The sequence below is a fragment of the Sporosarcina sp. FSL K6-1540 genome (assembly GCF_038620285.1).
GTDB lineage: Bacteria > Bacillota > Bacilli > Bacillales_A > Planococcaceae > Sporosarcina > Sporosarcina psychrophila.
Genome location: NZ_CP152018.1, coordinates 1,778,837 through 1,793,114 on the forward strand (window position 1 = coordinate 1,778,837; position 14,278 = coordinate 1,793,114).

A 14,278-nucleotide genomic window follows, 5' to 3' on the forward strand; every position below is an offset into this window, starting at 1 on the left:
ATCGAAAATCATGACAGTTATGTCTTCTGTGAAGTCCGAAAGTTCTTTATCATTAGATTCAAGATAGCGAATCAGAAAAAGAACATAAGATTGAAGGAGGATAATACAACATGTCTAAAGAAAAAACAAAACAGCTACACAAAGACGTTGCCCCTTTTGCTAAGTCAGATAAAAAGAAAAGTATAATGCAGCTTATCAATACTGTTATACCGTTTATAGTCCTATGGTTCTTGGCGTACCAAAGTTTGTCGGTGTCAATTTGGTTAACGCTTGGACTTTGTGTTATTGCAGCAGGATTTGTCATTCGGACATTCATCATCTTCCATGATTGCACGCACGGTTCATTCTTTAAAAACAAAAAAACAAATGATATTGTCGGTACCATTACTGGTGTTCTTACACTGTTTGCCTATGAAAAATGGAAACGTGAACACTCGATTCACCATGCAACAAGCTCGAATCTCGACAAGCGCGGTACAGGTGACATTTGGGTCATGACGGTTGAAGAGTACGTTGAAGCATCAAAATGGCAGCGTTTTGCTTACCGTTTATACCGTAACCCAATCGTTATGTTTGGTTTCGGACCGCTTTTCCTTGTACTTATCTCAAGTCGTTTCAACCGTAAAGATGCACGTAAGAAAGAGCGTAACAATACGTATTTGACGAACGCAATACTTGTTGCCCTTTACACGGGTATGATTTTACTTATCGGCTGGCAGGCATTCGTTCTTATACAAGGAACAACCATGTTCGTTGCAGGAGCACTAGGTATCTGGTTATTCTACATTCAACATACATTTGAAGACTCGTATTTTGAAGAGGAATCTGAGTGGGATTATGTGAAAGCTGCTATTGATGGCAGTTCATACTACAAGTTACCGCGTGTGTTGCAGTGGGCGACAGGAAACATCGGTTTCCATCATGTCCATCACTTGTCACCACGTGTTCCGAATTACAACTTGGAAATAGCACATGAATCGACACCACCTCTTCACCAAGCAACAACGATTACGATTAAAGAAAGTTTGTCGTCAATCCGTTACCGTTTATATGATCCTGAGAAAAAAAGGTTTATCGCGTTTAAAGACGTGAAGCATATGCTGAAATCAGCAAGTTCTTCAATCGATTTGAAACCGAAACGCACAAGTTTCGACGCAGAATAATACTTAAAACAGCCATCTCTTCAGAGGATGGCTGTTTTTTTCGTCTCACTATTTGGTACAATGGAAAGTATAGACAGGACGGTGAAACAAAGATATGCAAAGTTGGTATAGTATTTTCCCGAAAAACCCTTGGCTTAGTATTTATGCGTGGGCAGTATTTTGTTTTCTGCCATTCTTTTTCATATTCAGATCATCGTCGCCCATTGAAATTTCCATTGGGATTTCATTGTTATTCTTATTTTTCCTGTCGTATCGATTTTCATTCAAATCGAAAAGCGGACTTGTTTATATGTGGATCAGTTTTGAAATTGTGATTAACGTCGTTATGACACTGTTATTCGGCTATGTGTATTTATCCATATTCACTGCATTCTTCATAGGTAATATTCGCAATCAAGTTGGATTCTTCATTATATACGGGCTACATATTGCCATTACAATCATTGCGATTGTCGCAGGTTTTTTCATCGAACTCGAGTTATTTCTTCCGCAAGTTCATTTCATCCTCATCTCGGTGATTGGTATTGTATTATTGCCATTCAATTTATACAACCGAAATAAGCGTGAAAACTTGGTAGGTCAATTGGAACATGCCAACGAACGGATTTCGGAGTTAATTATAGTGGAGGAGCGGGAACGGATTTCTCGTGATTTACATGATACACTTGGCCAAAAGCTATCATTGATTGGCTTAAAGAGTGATTTAGCTGGCAAGCTAGTGTCTCGTGATCCTAGAGCTGCCGAAAGAGAGTTACAGGATATAAGACAGACAGCCAGCACAGCGCTGAAGGAAGTTCGGGAGTTAGTGGCGGGCATGCGGGCAACGAAATTGGAAGATGAAGTGATTCGCATTAAGCAGATGTTGAAGGCAGCTGAAATGGAGTACACCATTAAGGGGAATCCATCGTTCACCAACATCCCGGCCATCGTTGAAAGCGTGCTAAGTATGTGTTTGAAAGAAGCCGTGACAAACGTTGTGAAGCATAGTTTTGGCAAGACTTGCTGCGTGTCGTTTGAACAACTACCGAATGAATTTGTCATCAATGTGATAGACGACGGAATCGGCATTACTAGGGGTGGAGAAACGTCACCTGGCAATGGCTTGACTGGCATGCGCGAGCGACTTGAATTTGTTAATGGAAGCCTTCGAGTCGAAGGTGGCGAAGGAACAAAATTATCGATTCGTGTTCCTGCGGTCATACAACATATTATGGAGAGTGATTGATGTGATACGTATTGTCATAGCGGAAGACCAAGGGATGATGCTTGGAGCACTTGGATCATTATTGAATATGGAAGATGATATGGAAGTCGTCGGAAAAGCAAAAAATGGGGAAGAAGCGGTTGCGCTGGTGAAAGAACATCAGCCGGATGTCTGCATCATGGACATTGAAATGCCGGTGATGACGGGGCTTGACGCAGCAGAAGCGCTGCATGACGAACCTTGTAAAATCATTATCCTGACGACATTTGCCAGAACAGGTTACTTCGAACGCGCGAGAAAAGCAGGCGTACGCGGTTATTTATTGAAAGACAGTCCAATTGAAGAACTTGTCAGTTCAATCCGAACGATAATGGATGGCAGACGGATTTACGCACCAGAACTCGTTGACATTGCTTACGGGGACGGAGATGAGACGGTAAATCCGCTAACGGAGCGTGAAAGCCAAGTGCTTGGGCTTATTGCTGAAGGGAAGACCACAAAAGAAATCGCTGGCGAGTTGTATTTGACGCCTGGTACAGTGCGAAATTACATCTCCACGATTTTAGATAAGCTCGGCGTTGGGAACCGGATTGAAGCGATATCCCGGTTTAAGGAGAAGGGCTGGTTTAAATGAATTGAGTATATAAGAAGACGGTAAGCCGACAGTGATGTCGGTTTTTTGTCGTTTGAAATTGTCGTGGCGGTGATAATGTGCCCCAAGACGGTGATAAACAAGGGCGTGGCGGTGATAACGCGCCCCAAGACGGTGATAAACAAGGGCATGGCGGTGATAACGCGCCCCAAGACGGTGATAAACAGGGGCACACCAGCAATAAACCTCGTTACGAGCACAACCCAAATATGTTACACTTTTACCAAAGACGGAAAGTTCACGCAAGGGGGAACCGAACATGTTTGGCATCGATTACGCAAGAAAACTCGACGAGAAAGACAATCTAGCAAAATATAAAGACGAGTTTTATCTACTCGAAAACATCATCTATATGGATGGTAATTCACTCGGATTACTGTCAAAACGAGCGGAGCGAACTCTGCATAATTTACTCGATTCATGGAAAACACTGGGCATCGACGGCTGGACAGAAGGTGATAATCCGTGGTTCTACCTATCTGAGTCGGTCGGCGAAAAGATGGCGCCACTTGTTGGGGGAACAAAAAGTGAGGTTATTGCAACGGGCTCGACAACGACGAACCTGCATCAGCTTGCCGCGACTTTCTACAAACCATCAGGGACTAAAACAAAGATTCTCGCCGATGAACTCAATTTCCCTTCCGACATTTATGCACTAAAAAGCCAGCTAGCACTGAAAGGTTTTAATCCAGATGAACATCTTGTCCAGGTGAAAAGCAGGGATGGTCGATTTTTAAATGAAGACGATATCATCGAAGCAATGACAGAAGACATCGCGCTCATCGTTCTACCAGCCGTTTTATACAGAAGTGGGCAAATACTCAATATGGAGAAACTTTCGAAAGCTGCGAATGAAAAAAGTATCCCGATTGGCTTTGATTTGTGTCATTCAATCGGTGCAGTTGAACATGCACTGCATGATTGGGGCGCGGATTTCGCTTTCTGGTGTACATATAAGCATTTGAACGGGGGGCCAGGGTCCGTCGCAGGACTGTTCGTCCATGACAAGCATTTCGGCACAATGCCAGGTTTGGCAGGATGGTTCGGTTCGAAAAAGGAATCGCAATTCGATATGGATCATACAATGGATTCGGCACTGGACGTCGCTGCCTATCAAATTGGGACGCCTCACGTACTCAGTTTAGCGCCGGTCATTGGTGCGCTGGAATTGTTTGAAGAAGTAGGCATTAAAAAAGTCCGTGAAAAGTCACTTCAGCTGACGGACTATATGCTGGCGTTAATTCAACAGGAACTGTCTGACCACGACTTCACAATTGGCAACCCAGTAGACGAATCACGTGGGGGCCATATCTTGCTTGAACATGTCGAGGCTGCACGTATTTGTAAAGCGTTGAAAGAAGATGGCGTCATCCCGGACTTCCGTGCGCCAAATGGTGTTCGACTTGCGCCGGTTGCGTTATACAATTCCTTCGAAGACGTCTGGCATACTGTGCAGAAACTAAAACGGATTATGGATGAAAAACGCTATGAAAAATTTGAGAATAAAAGAGGTGTCGTCGCATGACGGGGAAATGGATTGATATTTCACAACCGCTGCAAAATAATATTGCCGAATGGCCTGGTGACACACCATTTTCATATGAAGTTGCGTACACTAAAGCAGAAACAGGTTCAGTCAATATTGGTAAGTTAACGACCAGTACGCATATGGGGACGCATATCGACGCACCGTTTCACTTCGATGATAACGGATTAAAAGTGCTCGATTTACCAATTGATTTATACATCGGACGGGCGCGTGTACTCGATGTTTCAGGAAAAGAGAGTATTGGAAGGGCTGATCTAGAGGACCTTGATTTCGGTGGGGCAGAACGGATTTTATTGAAAACTGGCAGCCGTCCTGATCCGAATGTATTTCCGGAAAACTTTACGTATTTGCGTGAGGATATTGGTCCTTTATTGAAAGAGAGAGGGGTTCGGCTCATCGGTATTGACGCACCATCTGTTGACCCTGAAACAAGCAAAACAGTCAGTACCCATCATTCCCTCAATGAAAACGGCGTGATGATTTTAGAAAACATCGTCCTCAGCGTAGTGGAACCGGGCGATTATGAACTGATTGCATTACCGCTTCCGCTAAAAGACGGCGATGGTAGCCCAGTTCGTGCCGTATTGCGATCAATGGCAGGGGGGCACATCAATCATGACTGAAAAAGGAATTCACACGGATTTTAAAGATAATATGACATATAGCGAGTATTTGAATCTCGATAAATTGCTGTCGAGCCAGCAACGTTTGTCCGGCCATCATGATGAGATGCTGTTCATCGTCATTCATCAAGTGAGTGAGTTATGGATGAAACTCATTTTGCATGAGCTCAATACAGCCATCGACTTAATCGAAAAAGATGAATTGCCGGAAGCATTCAAAATGCTGGCACGCGTGTCAAAAACACAGACGCAAATTATCCAGGCGTGGGATGTGCTGTCGACATTGACGCCTGCTGAATATATGGAGTTCCGGGACAGTTTAGGTCGTGCATCCGGCTTTCAATCCTACCAAAACAGGCTTATTGAGTTCGCACTTGGTTATAAGCAACCGCATATTTTGAAGATTTACGAGAAAGATCCCGAGCTCGCAAGTGATTTAGAGGCCGCATTCCGTTCACCGGGGATTTACGATGTGGCAATACGTGCGCTGTCACGTGCCGGCTTCGCGATAAACCCAGAACTGCTCGAACGCGATTTCTCAATTACATACAAAGGAGATACGACAGTGGCGGATGCGTGGCTGGAAGTATACCGCAACGTCGATGATCACTGGAATTTATATCAGCTGGCGGAGAAGCTTGTCGATATCGAAGACAGTCATCAGCAGTGGCGCTTCCGTCATATGAAAACTGTTGAACGGATTATCGGCTTTAAAATGGGGACGGGCGGTTCGTCAGGTGTGAATTATTTGAAGTCTGTCCTTGATCATCAGTTCTTTCCGGAGTTATGGGATGTTCGGACGAAGTTATAATCAAGCAAAGAATGATGATCAAAAAAAATAGCCCTAGAAACTCCGCCAACAAATATAGTTGGCGGAGTTTTAGTATTGTATTTATAACAACTTCAAATCTAATTTTCTTGTTCACTAATTGGAGGCAAGTGTGCCAGCAATAAACCTGTCGAACTGATTGCCCGTCGACAGTAGTTCCCCTCCGCGAACCGCTGTGGTTCATTGCCACAACCTTGAAATATCCAGTAAGCGAACTATGTGCTTGAATTTATGTTTTCCTATCGATGTTTGTGAATGAAATTACCAATCATCGATAGGTGGACTCATTGTTAATTCCATTAATAAGCACCACCATTACTGAGTTGTTATAGTAGCATATTCCGGAAGGACGGGGGTTGTGTGTGCGTTCCAAATTATGGGCAGTCGCCTGCAATCAATGATAGAATTAGCGCATTGGATTTAATAATCGGGGATCATGATTACAGTAGAAATGGGGGAATAAACATGCGTTGGATACTAATTATTATCTTGGCAATTGCGGTAGAGTTATTTGTACGTTTTCTGACGAGAAATATGGAAGATAAGCAGAAGAGGGAAAAATTGCTTGCACGTATTTGGTTTGTGTTCGGTGCAGTTTTAATAATAGTTTGGTTAATTAATCGTTTTTATAAGTAACCCGTGTACTAAAACTTAAGAAATTCTTCATGTTTATACTAGGCGATTCTTCATTATTATCATTCATAATTAAGGTAATGAACTCTTATTACTGCAAAGGTGTGGAAAACATGAAGAAATTGATCTTTATACTAGTGATCATTATATTGAGCGTTACAGTTGTGATGAATAACAAAGAAAAAACCTTGGAGACAGTAGATTTAGCAACTGCTGCAAAAGCGATCATTCTTATCGATGCGGATACGGGTAAAGTAATTTACGAAGAAAATAGTGCAGAACCATTACCAATCGCAAGTATGTCCAAATTGATGACGCAGTATCTCGTGCTGAACGCCGTCAACAGCGGTAATTTAGCATGGGAAAACACATACAAGCCAAGTGAGGCGCTACAACAAATTACAGGACAATCAGCTGCCGTCAAACTAGGAATGACAGCGGGAAACGTTTATACATTGAAAGAATTGTTTACTGCGATGACGGTCAACTCTGCAAATGACGCGGCGATGGCGCTTGCCGAAATGGTTAGCGGAACGGAAGAAGCGTTTGTGGAATTGATGAATAAACAGGCGAAAAGTTTCGGTCTGAAAGAGACGACTTTCTTCAATGCAAGCGGACTTGACGGCGATTATATTGGCAAAGGGTATGAGCAAACGAATCATGCCTCTGCAAGTGATGTGTCAGTAATTGCACAAAAGCTCATTGCCAAGCATCCCGAAGTGCTCGACTATACAAAGTTGCCGAGCTTCAAAACGGGTAATGGCACTACGTTGTGGAGCACCAACTTGATGTTGGCGGGTATGCCTCAAGCATTGGCGGGAATCGACGGATTGAAAACCGGCTTCACAGATCAGGCGGGTTCCTGCTTCGCTAGTACTGGAGTCTTTGATGGCCGACGCATTATTTCAGTTGTCATAGATGTTGCAGCAGAGGGCGGAGATACCGCAACTCCTCGATTTGATTTGACGAGAGAGCTGATTGAACGATTTGTGCTGAATTAACTTCGTAAATCACCTCACATGTTATACTGTTCATACAACATTCAAAAAAATGAGGCGATAAAAATGATGGAAAAAACACAAGTAAATGAATGGAAAGAGAAGCTTCCGCTCATCGGACAGATGACAGCACGTGAAGAAGTGCTCTGGCTCAATCCCTTAGTTGAATCAACATCAACTGGTATTCAAAAAACAGGTGTGACTGCAGAAAACGTCAAAGATGCATCAGACCGCTTGAAACGTTTCGCGCCATATATCGAGCGTGTCTTCCCGGAAACAAAAGTGTCGAACGGTATTATCGAATCACCGATTACCGCTATTCCAAACATGAAAGAAGCGCTTTCCAATCAATACAAAGTAGCTATTTCAGGTGAACTTCTCCTGAAAGAAGACAACGCACTGCCGATTTCAGGTTCAATCAAAGCGCGCGGTGGCATTTACGAAATCCTAAAACATGCCGAAACACTTGCGATTGAGCACGAATTGATCACAACTGCTGACAACTATACTAAATTTGCAGAGCCTGAATTTCACAACCTGTTCTCAAAACATAAAATCGCTGTCGGATCGACAGGAAACCTGGGCCTAAGCATCGGCATCATGAGCGCCAAGCTCGGTTTCGATGTTACTGTCCATATGTCAGCAGATGCGAAACAATGGAAAAAGGATATGTTGCGCGAAAAAGGCGTCACAGTTGTTGAATACGCCGATGACTACAGTAAAGCTGTTGAAGAAGGGCGTCGCCAAGCGGATGCAGATCCTTCTTGTCATTTTGTTGATGATGAAAACTCACTCGACTTATTTTTAGGCTATGCAGTGGCGGGGGAACGTGTTGCAGCGCAGTTGAAAGCGCGTGGCACAATCGTTAACAAAGACAACCCGCTGTTCGTTTATCTGCCTTGCGGTGTCGGTGGCGGCCCTGGAGGTGTAGCATTTGGACTGAAGCTCGTGTTCGGCGATGCAGTCAGCTGTTTCTTCGCAGAGCCGACGCATTCCCCGTGCATGATGCTCGGCATGATGACTGGTCTTCACGACAAGATTTCAGTTCAAGACTTCGGTCTAGACAATAAAACCGTTGCAGACGGACTCGCAGTTGGTACAGCATCTGGTTTCGTTGGCAAGACAATGGAACCGTTATTATCCGGCTGTTATACGATTGCGGACGAAACGATGTTCAAGTTATTGAAACTGATCGCAGACACAGAAAATATTCGACTCGAGCCGTCCGCACTCGCGGGGATGACTGGTCCAGTACAAGCTATCCATGGAAATGTAAAGGGTGCTAATTCAGCAAATGCTACCCATCTTGTCTGGGCAACAGGTGGCAGTATGGTGCCTGAAGCAGAGATGAATTCGTATTACGATATGGGCGGGAAATAATCCTGTTATTTCCCGGGAAATCGACATTAAGTTGGGAAATAATTGTGAATAATAAAAAACCTCACACTTGTGTGAGGTTTTTTGTCTTTATTGGGTACCAACTAGCTCATCTTCTCTTTATGTGAAAATGGACATTGTCCTTGAATCGGTTCCACATCATCCCCAATGAAAAACTGTTTCCATTCGTTGTGCTCTGGATCTCCGAAATGGCTAATATCCGGATGCTTTGGTAACTGATCCCACACTTCGACGCGTTCACGAACTTTTTCCCGCGACATGACCCCGCCTTTTTCCGTTCCTTTCAATCCCTCGAATATGCGACGAGGCTGAAAACCGAGTACCATTGCATTGCCAAGATTCCGCGTCTTCCGTTGCTTGTAGGCCGGTGCATTGCCAAACACAAAAATCGGCTCGCCATGAAAACGGAAATCCCATAGATGATGAGCAGGATCGTGGGGACTATCGGCAGGCCATTCAATTTCATCCACTCCGTGCAAGTACTGCAACATTTCCCAGAACTGCTGTCGATACTCATCCAAAGAACCTTCTGTTTCAAATGGCTCAACAAACACGAATAATCCATGCCGTTTATGCGCGGGGTTGTCGAAAAGCGCCAAAAACGACTTCAACGTTTCCGGCAAATTGGACCAGTCATTCTGTGTCACATATCCATAGCGTAATTCGCCCTTGAGCTCTCCTCCCATACCGAAATAACAAGGAAACGTCTTATCCGTCACCGTCTCATGGAACGTTTGGTATTCCTTCAACAGCCAATTAGGCAGATCGGTACGCTCCGTAAAATCCTCTTTTGTCAATAAAAACTTATCTTTCAGAATCATTGTTTCCCCTCCATTTATCTCAATCTCTATATATACCCATTCCCCTTAGGCGGGGGACAAAACCATTAAAATGTTTAAATAGAATTTGATGGGGAAGTGTAAAGAAGACAAAAAATAATTGGAGGATCCAGCATGAATTCCCCTATAGAAAATTCAGACACTACAAAATGCAATACAGAGTATGATACGCTACGCCGTGTAATCCTATGCCAGCCTAGGTTTATGGCTATTGAAGAAGTGATTAACGACGTACAGAAAGAATACGAAGATGAAAATATAAATGTTGAATTGGCAATGAAACAACATAAACAATTTGAAGAACTCCTCAAAGAACACGGAGTTGAAGTCATCAAGCTGCCATCATCCAAAAAATTTCCGGAACAAGTCTTCACAAGGGATATCGGATTTACTGTAGGAGATGACATTTTTGTCTCCGAAATGGCAAGCGATATTCGTAAAGGGGAAGAAGAAGCACTCGAGGAATGGCTTGAAGACGAGGATATTTCATTCCAAACCACAACTGATCATGTAGAGGGTGGAGACGTCATCGTCGATCGCGGCACATTGTTTGTTGGCATTAGTAGCCGGACATCCATAGAAGCAGCTGAAAAGTTAAAAGATGATCTTCCAGATTACACGATTATTCCTGTTCCTTTCGATGAAAAATACCTGCATCTAGACTGCGTATTTAACATCCTATCACCCGAAGTAGGACTTATTTTTTCGAAAGCATTTGATCCAAGCATTGTCGATATGCTGACAGCAACATACAAGCTCATTGAGGTTTCCGAAGAAGAACAATTCACAATGGGCACCAATGTCTTGTCAATCGGCGATAAAAAAGTATTCAGCCTTCCTCAAAACAAACAAGTCAATGCACAAATACGTGCGCACGGATTCGAAGTTATTGAAGTCGAATTCGATGAAATCATTAAATCCGGTGGCTCTTTTAGGTGTTGTTCAATGCCTGTCAATAGGGAATAGAACGACTGTGAACCTCGCTGTGAAGTGGGGTTTTTTGATTGTTAGGGAATATAAAGGTATTCCTACATAGCCATTGTCTTAATATCAAAAAGAAAGCACCCATCGAGGGTGCTTTCTTGTGCATCAGCTATCAAGCAAATTCCCTTGTGCCGGAATTGGATGTTCTTTCAACATTCTAGCAAGATGGATCGTATTATAAGCAAGCAATTCAACATGCTTTTTTGTGAAATCATTTGTTTGACCTGCAGCGATATAAGATGGTCCTGGTCCTGCTTCTCCAACCCAATATGTATCGACATTCGGAGGAATGACAAACCCAATATGCGATAACCCATAAAGAATGGAAGCGGCGGCATGCTTTGCTCCGTCTTCGTTACCTGTTACAACAACACCGCCTACTTTATTATAATAAATGGCTTGTCCTTTATCATTTGTCTCTCCGCTACTTCCATACAATCTTTCAATGGCAAGCGTTGCTATACTACTTTTTTCTCCAAGCCAAAGCGGTGTACCAATAATAAGAATATCGGCTTCTTTGACCTTTTCAAATACTTGTGGCCACTCATCGCCATCTCCCATATCAGGACTCATTCCGTAGGAGATCGCGTAATCTGCCAGTCTAACGACCTCTGCCACGATATTTTCATTGTCATAAATTTGGCAGACCTTCTTCGCAAGTGCCTCCGTATTCGATTCCTCCTCCGAACTTTTCAACGACGCATTCAAAATTAGTGCTTTCAACGGGCGCATCAAAATCCTCCTCTGTAATTTTGTCTTCTACTCTATGAGTACCCTGTAGGGCCAATCAAAAACGTCTTGAAGAACAATCCATAATAGGCGCGAATGTCCTACCCATTGGGCAAAAAAAGGATCATAAACGCCACAGCTAAGCGGGATTTTAAATTTTGAGCGATGATAAAGATAGTACGTCAAAGTAGCCAATAATAATTGTCTGCCGTACAGGGCGAAACGGTCAGTCGGCTAACTACCTATCATCATATAGTATGGTAGGGGGGCAATAAGATCATGGAGAGACATAAAAAGTGTAAAAAAGTAGTAAGAATGATTGATTACAAAAACTATAGCCAAAAGATTGTATGCCAGACACCTATAGAAGTTATCCCAACAAATAACTCTGAATTTAGTATCATACCGACTGTGAAAAGATATTTTTATATTCCCGTAGCTAACATTAATGTGACTAACGGGGTAACTATTCCAGCAAATCTATTTTATAACGATGATGGGAGTCCAACGATTGAATTTATGAATTTCAGCCCAAATGGCTATGCTAATTTATACATCAATGCATTAATGCAAGAAGGTGGAATGTATGAAGTGAGTACGAATAGCCTAACGATTAGCCCGGCTAATGCCATAATTTATGCGCGTACGCCCATTATTGTTGAATTGCTGTCATTTTCGACTAAACTAATTTAGTGAAATTAGTTTAGCTTTTTAGATGGACAGCCCTGACATCTTATCGAATTTCGCATTTACTATACTAAAGACGAAAGGAGGTGAATCAAATGGCGCTTACCCTTATTAATATTAACGTGAACGTTTCAGGTACTTCGACAAGGTTTTTTAATGTATTGGCAGCACCTTTAGTTGTCGAAGATGGTACTACTGTCGCAGCAACTACTTTTTTGGATGACAGTGGAACGGCTGCAACGGCTTTTCCTGTAGTAACAAATGGCTACTATAATTTTTATTTAAATGGTGTGTTACAAGAGGGCGATTCGTATACAATTTCTGCAACAGAATTGACCTTTAATACTGTCACCGGCAGTATATCTGCTGGAACTCCTTTGGTTATAGAAGCAGTAGAGTTAGTAACAGTAACTTAACTGGAACTTTTGCTATGTGGGACAAGTTTATTGATGGTTATGGGTACCAACCTATGCCCGAATTAAAACGACTGAGAAATTCCTCACAGTAAGTAAACCCAGTCCTCAAAAGGTAATTTCCCCGTACAACTGCTCAATTTCAGCTATCAAAAAGAGAAGATATCCGTGATGGGTATCTTCTCTTTTTCTTATGCTATTCCACTTTAGAAAACAAATCATTCAGCGCCTCACTCATCGAGGGATGTGTGAAAATGGTATCCCGCAAAAATGTATACGGCAGTTTTGCTTCCATTGCAATACGTACTGTATTGATCATCTCACTGGATTCAGCACAAAATAGTGTGCAACCTAAAATCTCTTTGGTGTCTGGATCTACAAGGGCTTTCAATAATCCGTCCGTTTGTTTCACGATACGGGCACGAGGAATCGCGGCTGCCGGAAGTGTGACCACTTTGTAGGCAATCCCTTTTTCTTTAGCCGTTTTTTCATTCAACCCTACCTGCGATAAAACCGGATCGATGAAAACAGAGTAGGGTACGTTGCTTCGGGCTTTCCTCGTGTAGTTACCATCGCCAACTAATTGGTCTTTGATAATACGGAAATCATCTAGTGAAATATAAGTAAACTGTGGTCCACCATTCACATCACCCAATGCCCAAATGTTTTTAGCGTTTGTTTTCAATGAATCGTCAACCACAATTGCGCCTCTATCATTTACTTCTACAGAAGTGTTTTCAAGACCTAATCCTGCAGTGTTTGGCTTTCTGCCTGTAGCCAGTAAAACTGCATTTCCGTAAGCTTCCGCATGATCAGCGTCACCCGTCTTATAAGAAACAACCACACCACCGTCAAGATTTTCAATTGACTCGACGTTACTGTCTACTACAAAAGTAATGTTTTTTGCCTCAAGCACTTTTTTCACTTCTTCTGCGATATCACGATCATCATTCCGTAAAAACTCAGGTGAATGGTCAATAACCGTCACCTCTGAACCAAAGCTCGCATAAATCGAAGCAAACTCCAGACCAATATAACCTCCACCAATGATGACCAACTTTTCAGGAAGTGTATCTAATTGTTGAAGAGTAGTCGAATTATAAATGAAATCAGCCCCCTCTAATCCCTCAATTGGCGGAGTGATAGGGGAAGATCCTGTGTTAATAAAGAACTTATCTGCCGTTAACTCGAATTGTTCATTGTCAGTTTTCACTTGGATCTTATCATCGTCTAAAAAGGAAGCGACTCCTGTAAAGACCGTAACCTTTTCAAGGTCATCTAGCATATGAAAATTCTTATCGCGCAGAAATGAAGTTAAATGATCTTTTTCTTCAATCGCTTCTTTATAAAATTTCATTTTAGGTACTTCTGAGTATTTACGATTATTAGATTGAAAAACGAGTGATTTCGTTGGAATACAAGCAATGTTGATGCACGTTCCACCATACATTTCTGCCGACTTTTCAATCATTGCAACGTTCTGACCCTCTTTAGCCAGCATTGCCGCCAGTGTCTTTCCACCTTTACCAAACCCAATAATGACTGCATCAAATTTCTTCATTGTTCACCCTCCTTGT

At 42.6% G+C, this 14,278-nt stretch carries 15 protein-coding genes; 12 read left to right on the plus strand and 3 right to left on the minus strand.

From position 1 onward, the window contains the following. Window positions 1-110 precede the first annotated feature (110 nt). The 9 genes from MKY15_RS08105 to MKY15_RS08145 all read left to right on the plus strand — a co-directional run bounded on the left by MKY15_RS08105 (window position 111) and on the right by MKY15_RS08145 (window position 9,031). On the plus strand, window positions 111-1,163 hold the full coding sequence (locus tag MKY15_RS08105; protein WP_187046356.1) for a fatty acid desaturase: 1,053 nt from the start codon (window positions 111-113) through the stop codon (window positions 1,161-1,163). Window positions 1,164-1,257: 94 nt separating this feature from the next. Next, complete coding sequence (locus tag MKY15_RS08110; RefSeq protein ID WP_187046357.1) at window positions 1,258-2,388, plus strand: sensor histidine kinase; 1,131 nt, start codon at window positions 1,258-1,260, stop codon at window positions 2,386-2,388. Window position 2,389: 1 nt separating this feature from the next. Next, complete coding sequence (locus tag MKY15_RS08115) at window positions 2,390-3,001, plus strand: response regulator transcription factor (RefSeq protein WP_067204387.1); 612 nt, start codon at window positions 2,390-2,392, stop codon at window positions 2,999-3,001. 277 nt (window positions 3,002-3,278) lie between these two features. After that, window positions 3,279-4,544, plus strand: a complete 1,266-nt coding sequence (kynU, locus tag MKY15_RS08120) for a kynureninase (protein ID WP_342539380.1) — start codon at window positions 3,279-3,281, stop codon at window positions 4,542-4,544. Beyond that, on the plus strand, window positions 4,541-5,191 hold the full coding sequence (gene kynB, locus MKY15_RS08125; protein WP_342539382.1) for an arylformamidase: 651 nt from the start codon (window positions 4,541-4,543) through the stop codon (window positions 5,189-5,191). Before kynU ends, kynB begins: the two co-directional genes overlap by 4 nt. Further along, on the plus strand, window positions 5,184-6,002 hold the full coding sequence (gene kynA, locus MKY15_RS08130; protein ID WP_342539383.1) for a tryptophan 2,3-dioxygenase: 819 nt from the start codon (window positions 5,184-5,186) through the stop codon (window positions 6,000-6,002). The genes kynB and kynA overlap by 8 nt, the downstream gene beginning before the upstream one ends. 483 nt (window positions 6,003-6,485) lie before the next feature. Next, window positions 6,486-6,656 carry a hypothetical protein gene (locus MKY15_RS08135; RefSeq protein WP_338654237.1) on the plus strand — a complete coding sequence of 57 codons (171 nt, stop codon included), beginning with the start codon at window positions 6,486-6,488 and terminating at the stop codon, window positions 6,654-6,656. Window positions 6,657-6,766: 110 nt separating this feature from the next. Beyond that, entirely contained in the window at window positions 6,767-7,654 is an 888-nt protein-coding gene (locus MKY15_RS08140) for a D-alanyl-D-alanine carboxypeptidase family protein (RefSeq protein WP_340741191.1), read from the plus strand. Window positions 7,655-7,717: 63 nt separating this feature from the next. After that, window positions 7,718-9,031, plus strand: coding sequence for a D-serine ammonia-lyase (locus tag MKY15_RS08145; RefSeq protein WP_342539384.1), 1,314 nt, complete (start codon window positions 7,718-7,720; stop codon window positions 9,029-9,031). Window positions 9,032-9,132: 101 nt separating this feature from the next. On the opposite strand, the gene MKY15_RS08150 is transcribed toward MKY15_RS08145, so the two are convergent. Further along, complete coding sequence (locus tag MKY15_RS08150; protein ID WP_187046364.1) at window positions 9,133-9,870, minus strand: YqcI/YcgG family protein; 738 nt, start codon at window positions 9,868-9,870, stop codon at window positions 9,133-9,135. A gap of 132 nt (window positions 9,871-10,002) precedes the next feature. Here MKY15_RS08150 and MKY15_RS08155 point away from each other — a divergent pair, with 132 nt between their 5' ends. After that, complete coding sequence (locus tag MKY15_RS08155; protein WP_338654227.1) at window positions 10,003-10,854, plus strand: arginine deiminase family protein; 852 nt, start codon at window positions 10,003-10,005, stop codon at window positions 10,852-10,854. Between the two features lie 123 nt (window positions 10,855-10,977). Here MKY15_RS08155 and MKY15_RS08160 read toward each other — a convergent pair whose 3' ends face one another. After that, entirely contained in the window at window positions 10,978-11,604 is a 627-nt protein-coding gene (locus tag MKY15_RS08160) for a flavodoxin family protein (RefSeq protein ID WP_067204408.1), read from the minus strand. A gap of 276 nt (window positions 11,605-11,880) precedes the next feature. Here MKY15_RS08160 and MKY15_RS08165 point away from each other — a divergent pair, with 276 nt between their 5' ends. Then, on the plus strand, window positions 11,881-12,294 hold the full coding sequence (locus tag MKY15_RS08165; RefSeq protein WP_340766558.1) for a DUF4183 domain-containing protein: 414 nt from the start codon (window positions 11,881-11,883) through the stop codon (window positions 12,292-12,294). 89 nt (window positions 12,295-12,383) lie between these two features. Further along, complete coding sequence (locus MKY15_RS08170) at window positions 12,384-12,704, plus strand: DUF4183 domain-containing protein (RefSeq protein ID WP_067204413.1); 321 nt, start codon at window positions 12,384-12,386, stop codon at window positions 12,702-12,704. Between the two features lie 193 nt (window positions 12,705-12,897). On the opposite strand, the gene MKY15_RS08175 is transcribed toward MKY15_RS08170, so the two are convergent. Beyond that, a complete protein-coding gene (locus MKY15_RS08175) occupies window positions 12,898-14,262 on the minus strand; it encodes an FAD-dependent oxidoreductase (protein WP_342539385.1) in 1,365 nt (454 codons plus the stop codon). Window positions 14,263-14,278: the final 16 nt, after the last annotated feature.

What these genes read in the sequence shown, in the direction of transcription:
- kynB (WP_342539382.1), top strand. Translation starts at nt 4,541, where the DNA reads ATGACGGGGAAATGGATTGATATTTCACAACCGCTGCAAAATAATATT.
- MKY15_RS08135 (WP_338654237.1), top strand. Translation starts at nt 6,486, where the DNA reads ATGCGTTGGATACTAATTATTATCTTGGCAATTGCGGTAGAGTTATTT.
- MKY15_RS08165 (WP_340766558.1), top strand. Translation starts at nt 11,881, where the DNA reads ATGGAGAGACATAAAAAGTGTAAAAAAGTAGTAAGAATGATTGATTAC.
- MKY15_RS08140 (WP_340741191.1), top strand. Translation starts at nt 6,767, where the DNA reads ATGAAGAAATTGATCTTTATACTAGTGATCATTATATTGAGCGTTACA.
- kynA (WP_342539383.1), top strand. Translation starts at nt 5,184, where the DNA reads ATGACTGAAAAAGGAATTCACACGGATTTTAAAGATAATATGACATAT.
- MKY15_RS08155 (WP_338654227.1), top strand. Translation starts at nt 10,003, where the DNA reads ATGAATTCCCCTATAGAAAATTCAGACACTACAAAATGCAATACAGAG.
- MKY15_RS08150 (WP_187046364.1), bottom strand. Translation starts at nt 9,870, where the DNA reads ATGATTCTGAAAGATAAGTTTTTATTGACAAAAGAGGATTTTACGGAG.
- MKY15_RS08110 (WP_187046357.1), top strand. Translation starts at nt 1,258, where the DNA reads ATGCAAAGTTGGTATAGTATTTTCCCGAAAAACCCTTGGCTTAGTATT.
- kynU (WP_342539380.1), top strand. Translation starts at nt 3,279, where the DNA reads ATGTTTGGCATCGATTACGCAAGAAAACTCGACGAGAAAGACAATCTA.
- MKY15_RS08105 (WP_187046356.1), top strand. Translation starts at nt 111, where the DNA reads ATGTCTAAAGAAAAAACAAAACAGCTACACAAAGACGTTGCCCCTTTT.
- MKY15_RS08145 (WP_342539384.1), top strand. Translation starts at nt 7,718, where the DNA reads ATGATGGAAAAAACACAAGTAAATGAATGGAAAGAGAAGCTTCCGCTC.
- MKY15_RS08170 (WP_067204413.1), top strand. Translation starts at nt 12,384, where the DNA reads ATGGCGCTTACCCTTATTAATATTAACGTGAACGTTTCAGGTACTTCG.
- MKY15_RS08175 (WP_342539385.1), bottom strand. Translation starts at nt 14,262, where the DNA reads ATGAAGAAATTTGATGCAGTCATTATTGGGTTTGGTAAAGGTGGAAAG.
- MKY15_RS08160 (WP_067204408.1), bottom strand. Translation starts at nt 11,604, where the DNA reads ATGCGCCCGTTGAAAGCACTAATTTTGAATGCGTCGTTGAAAAGTTCG.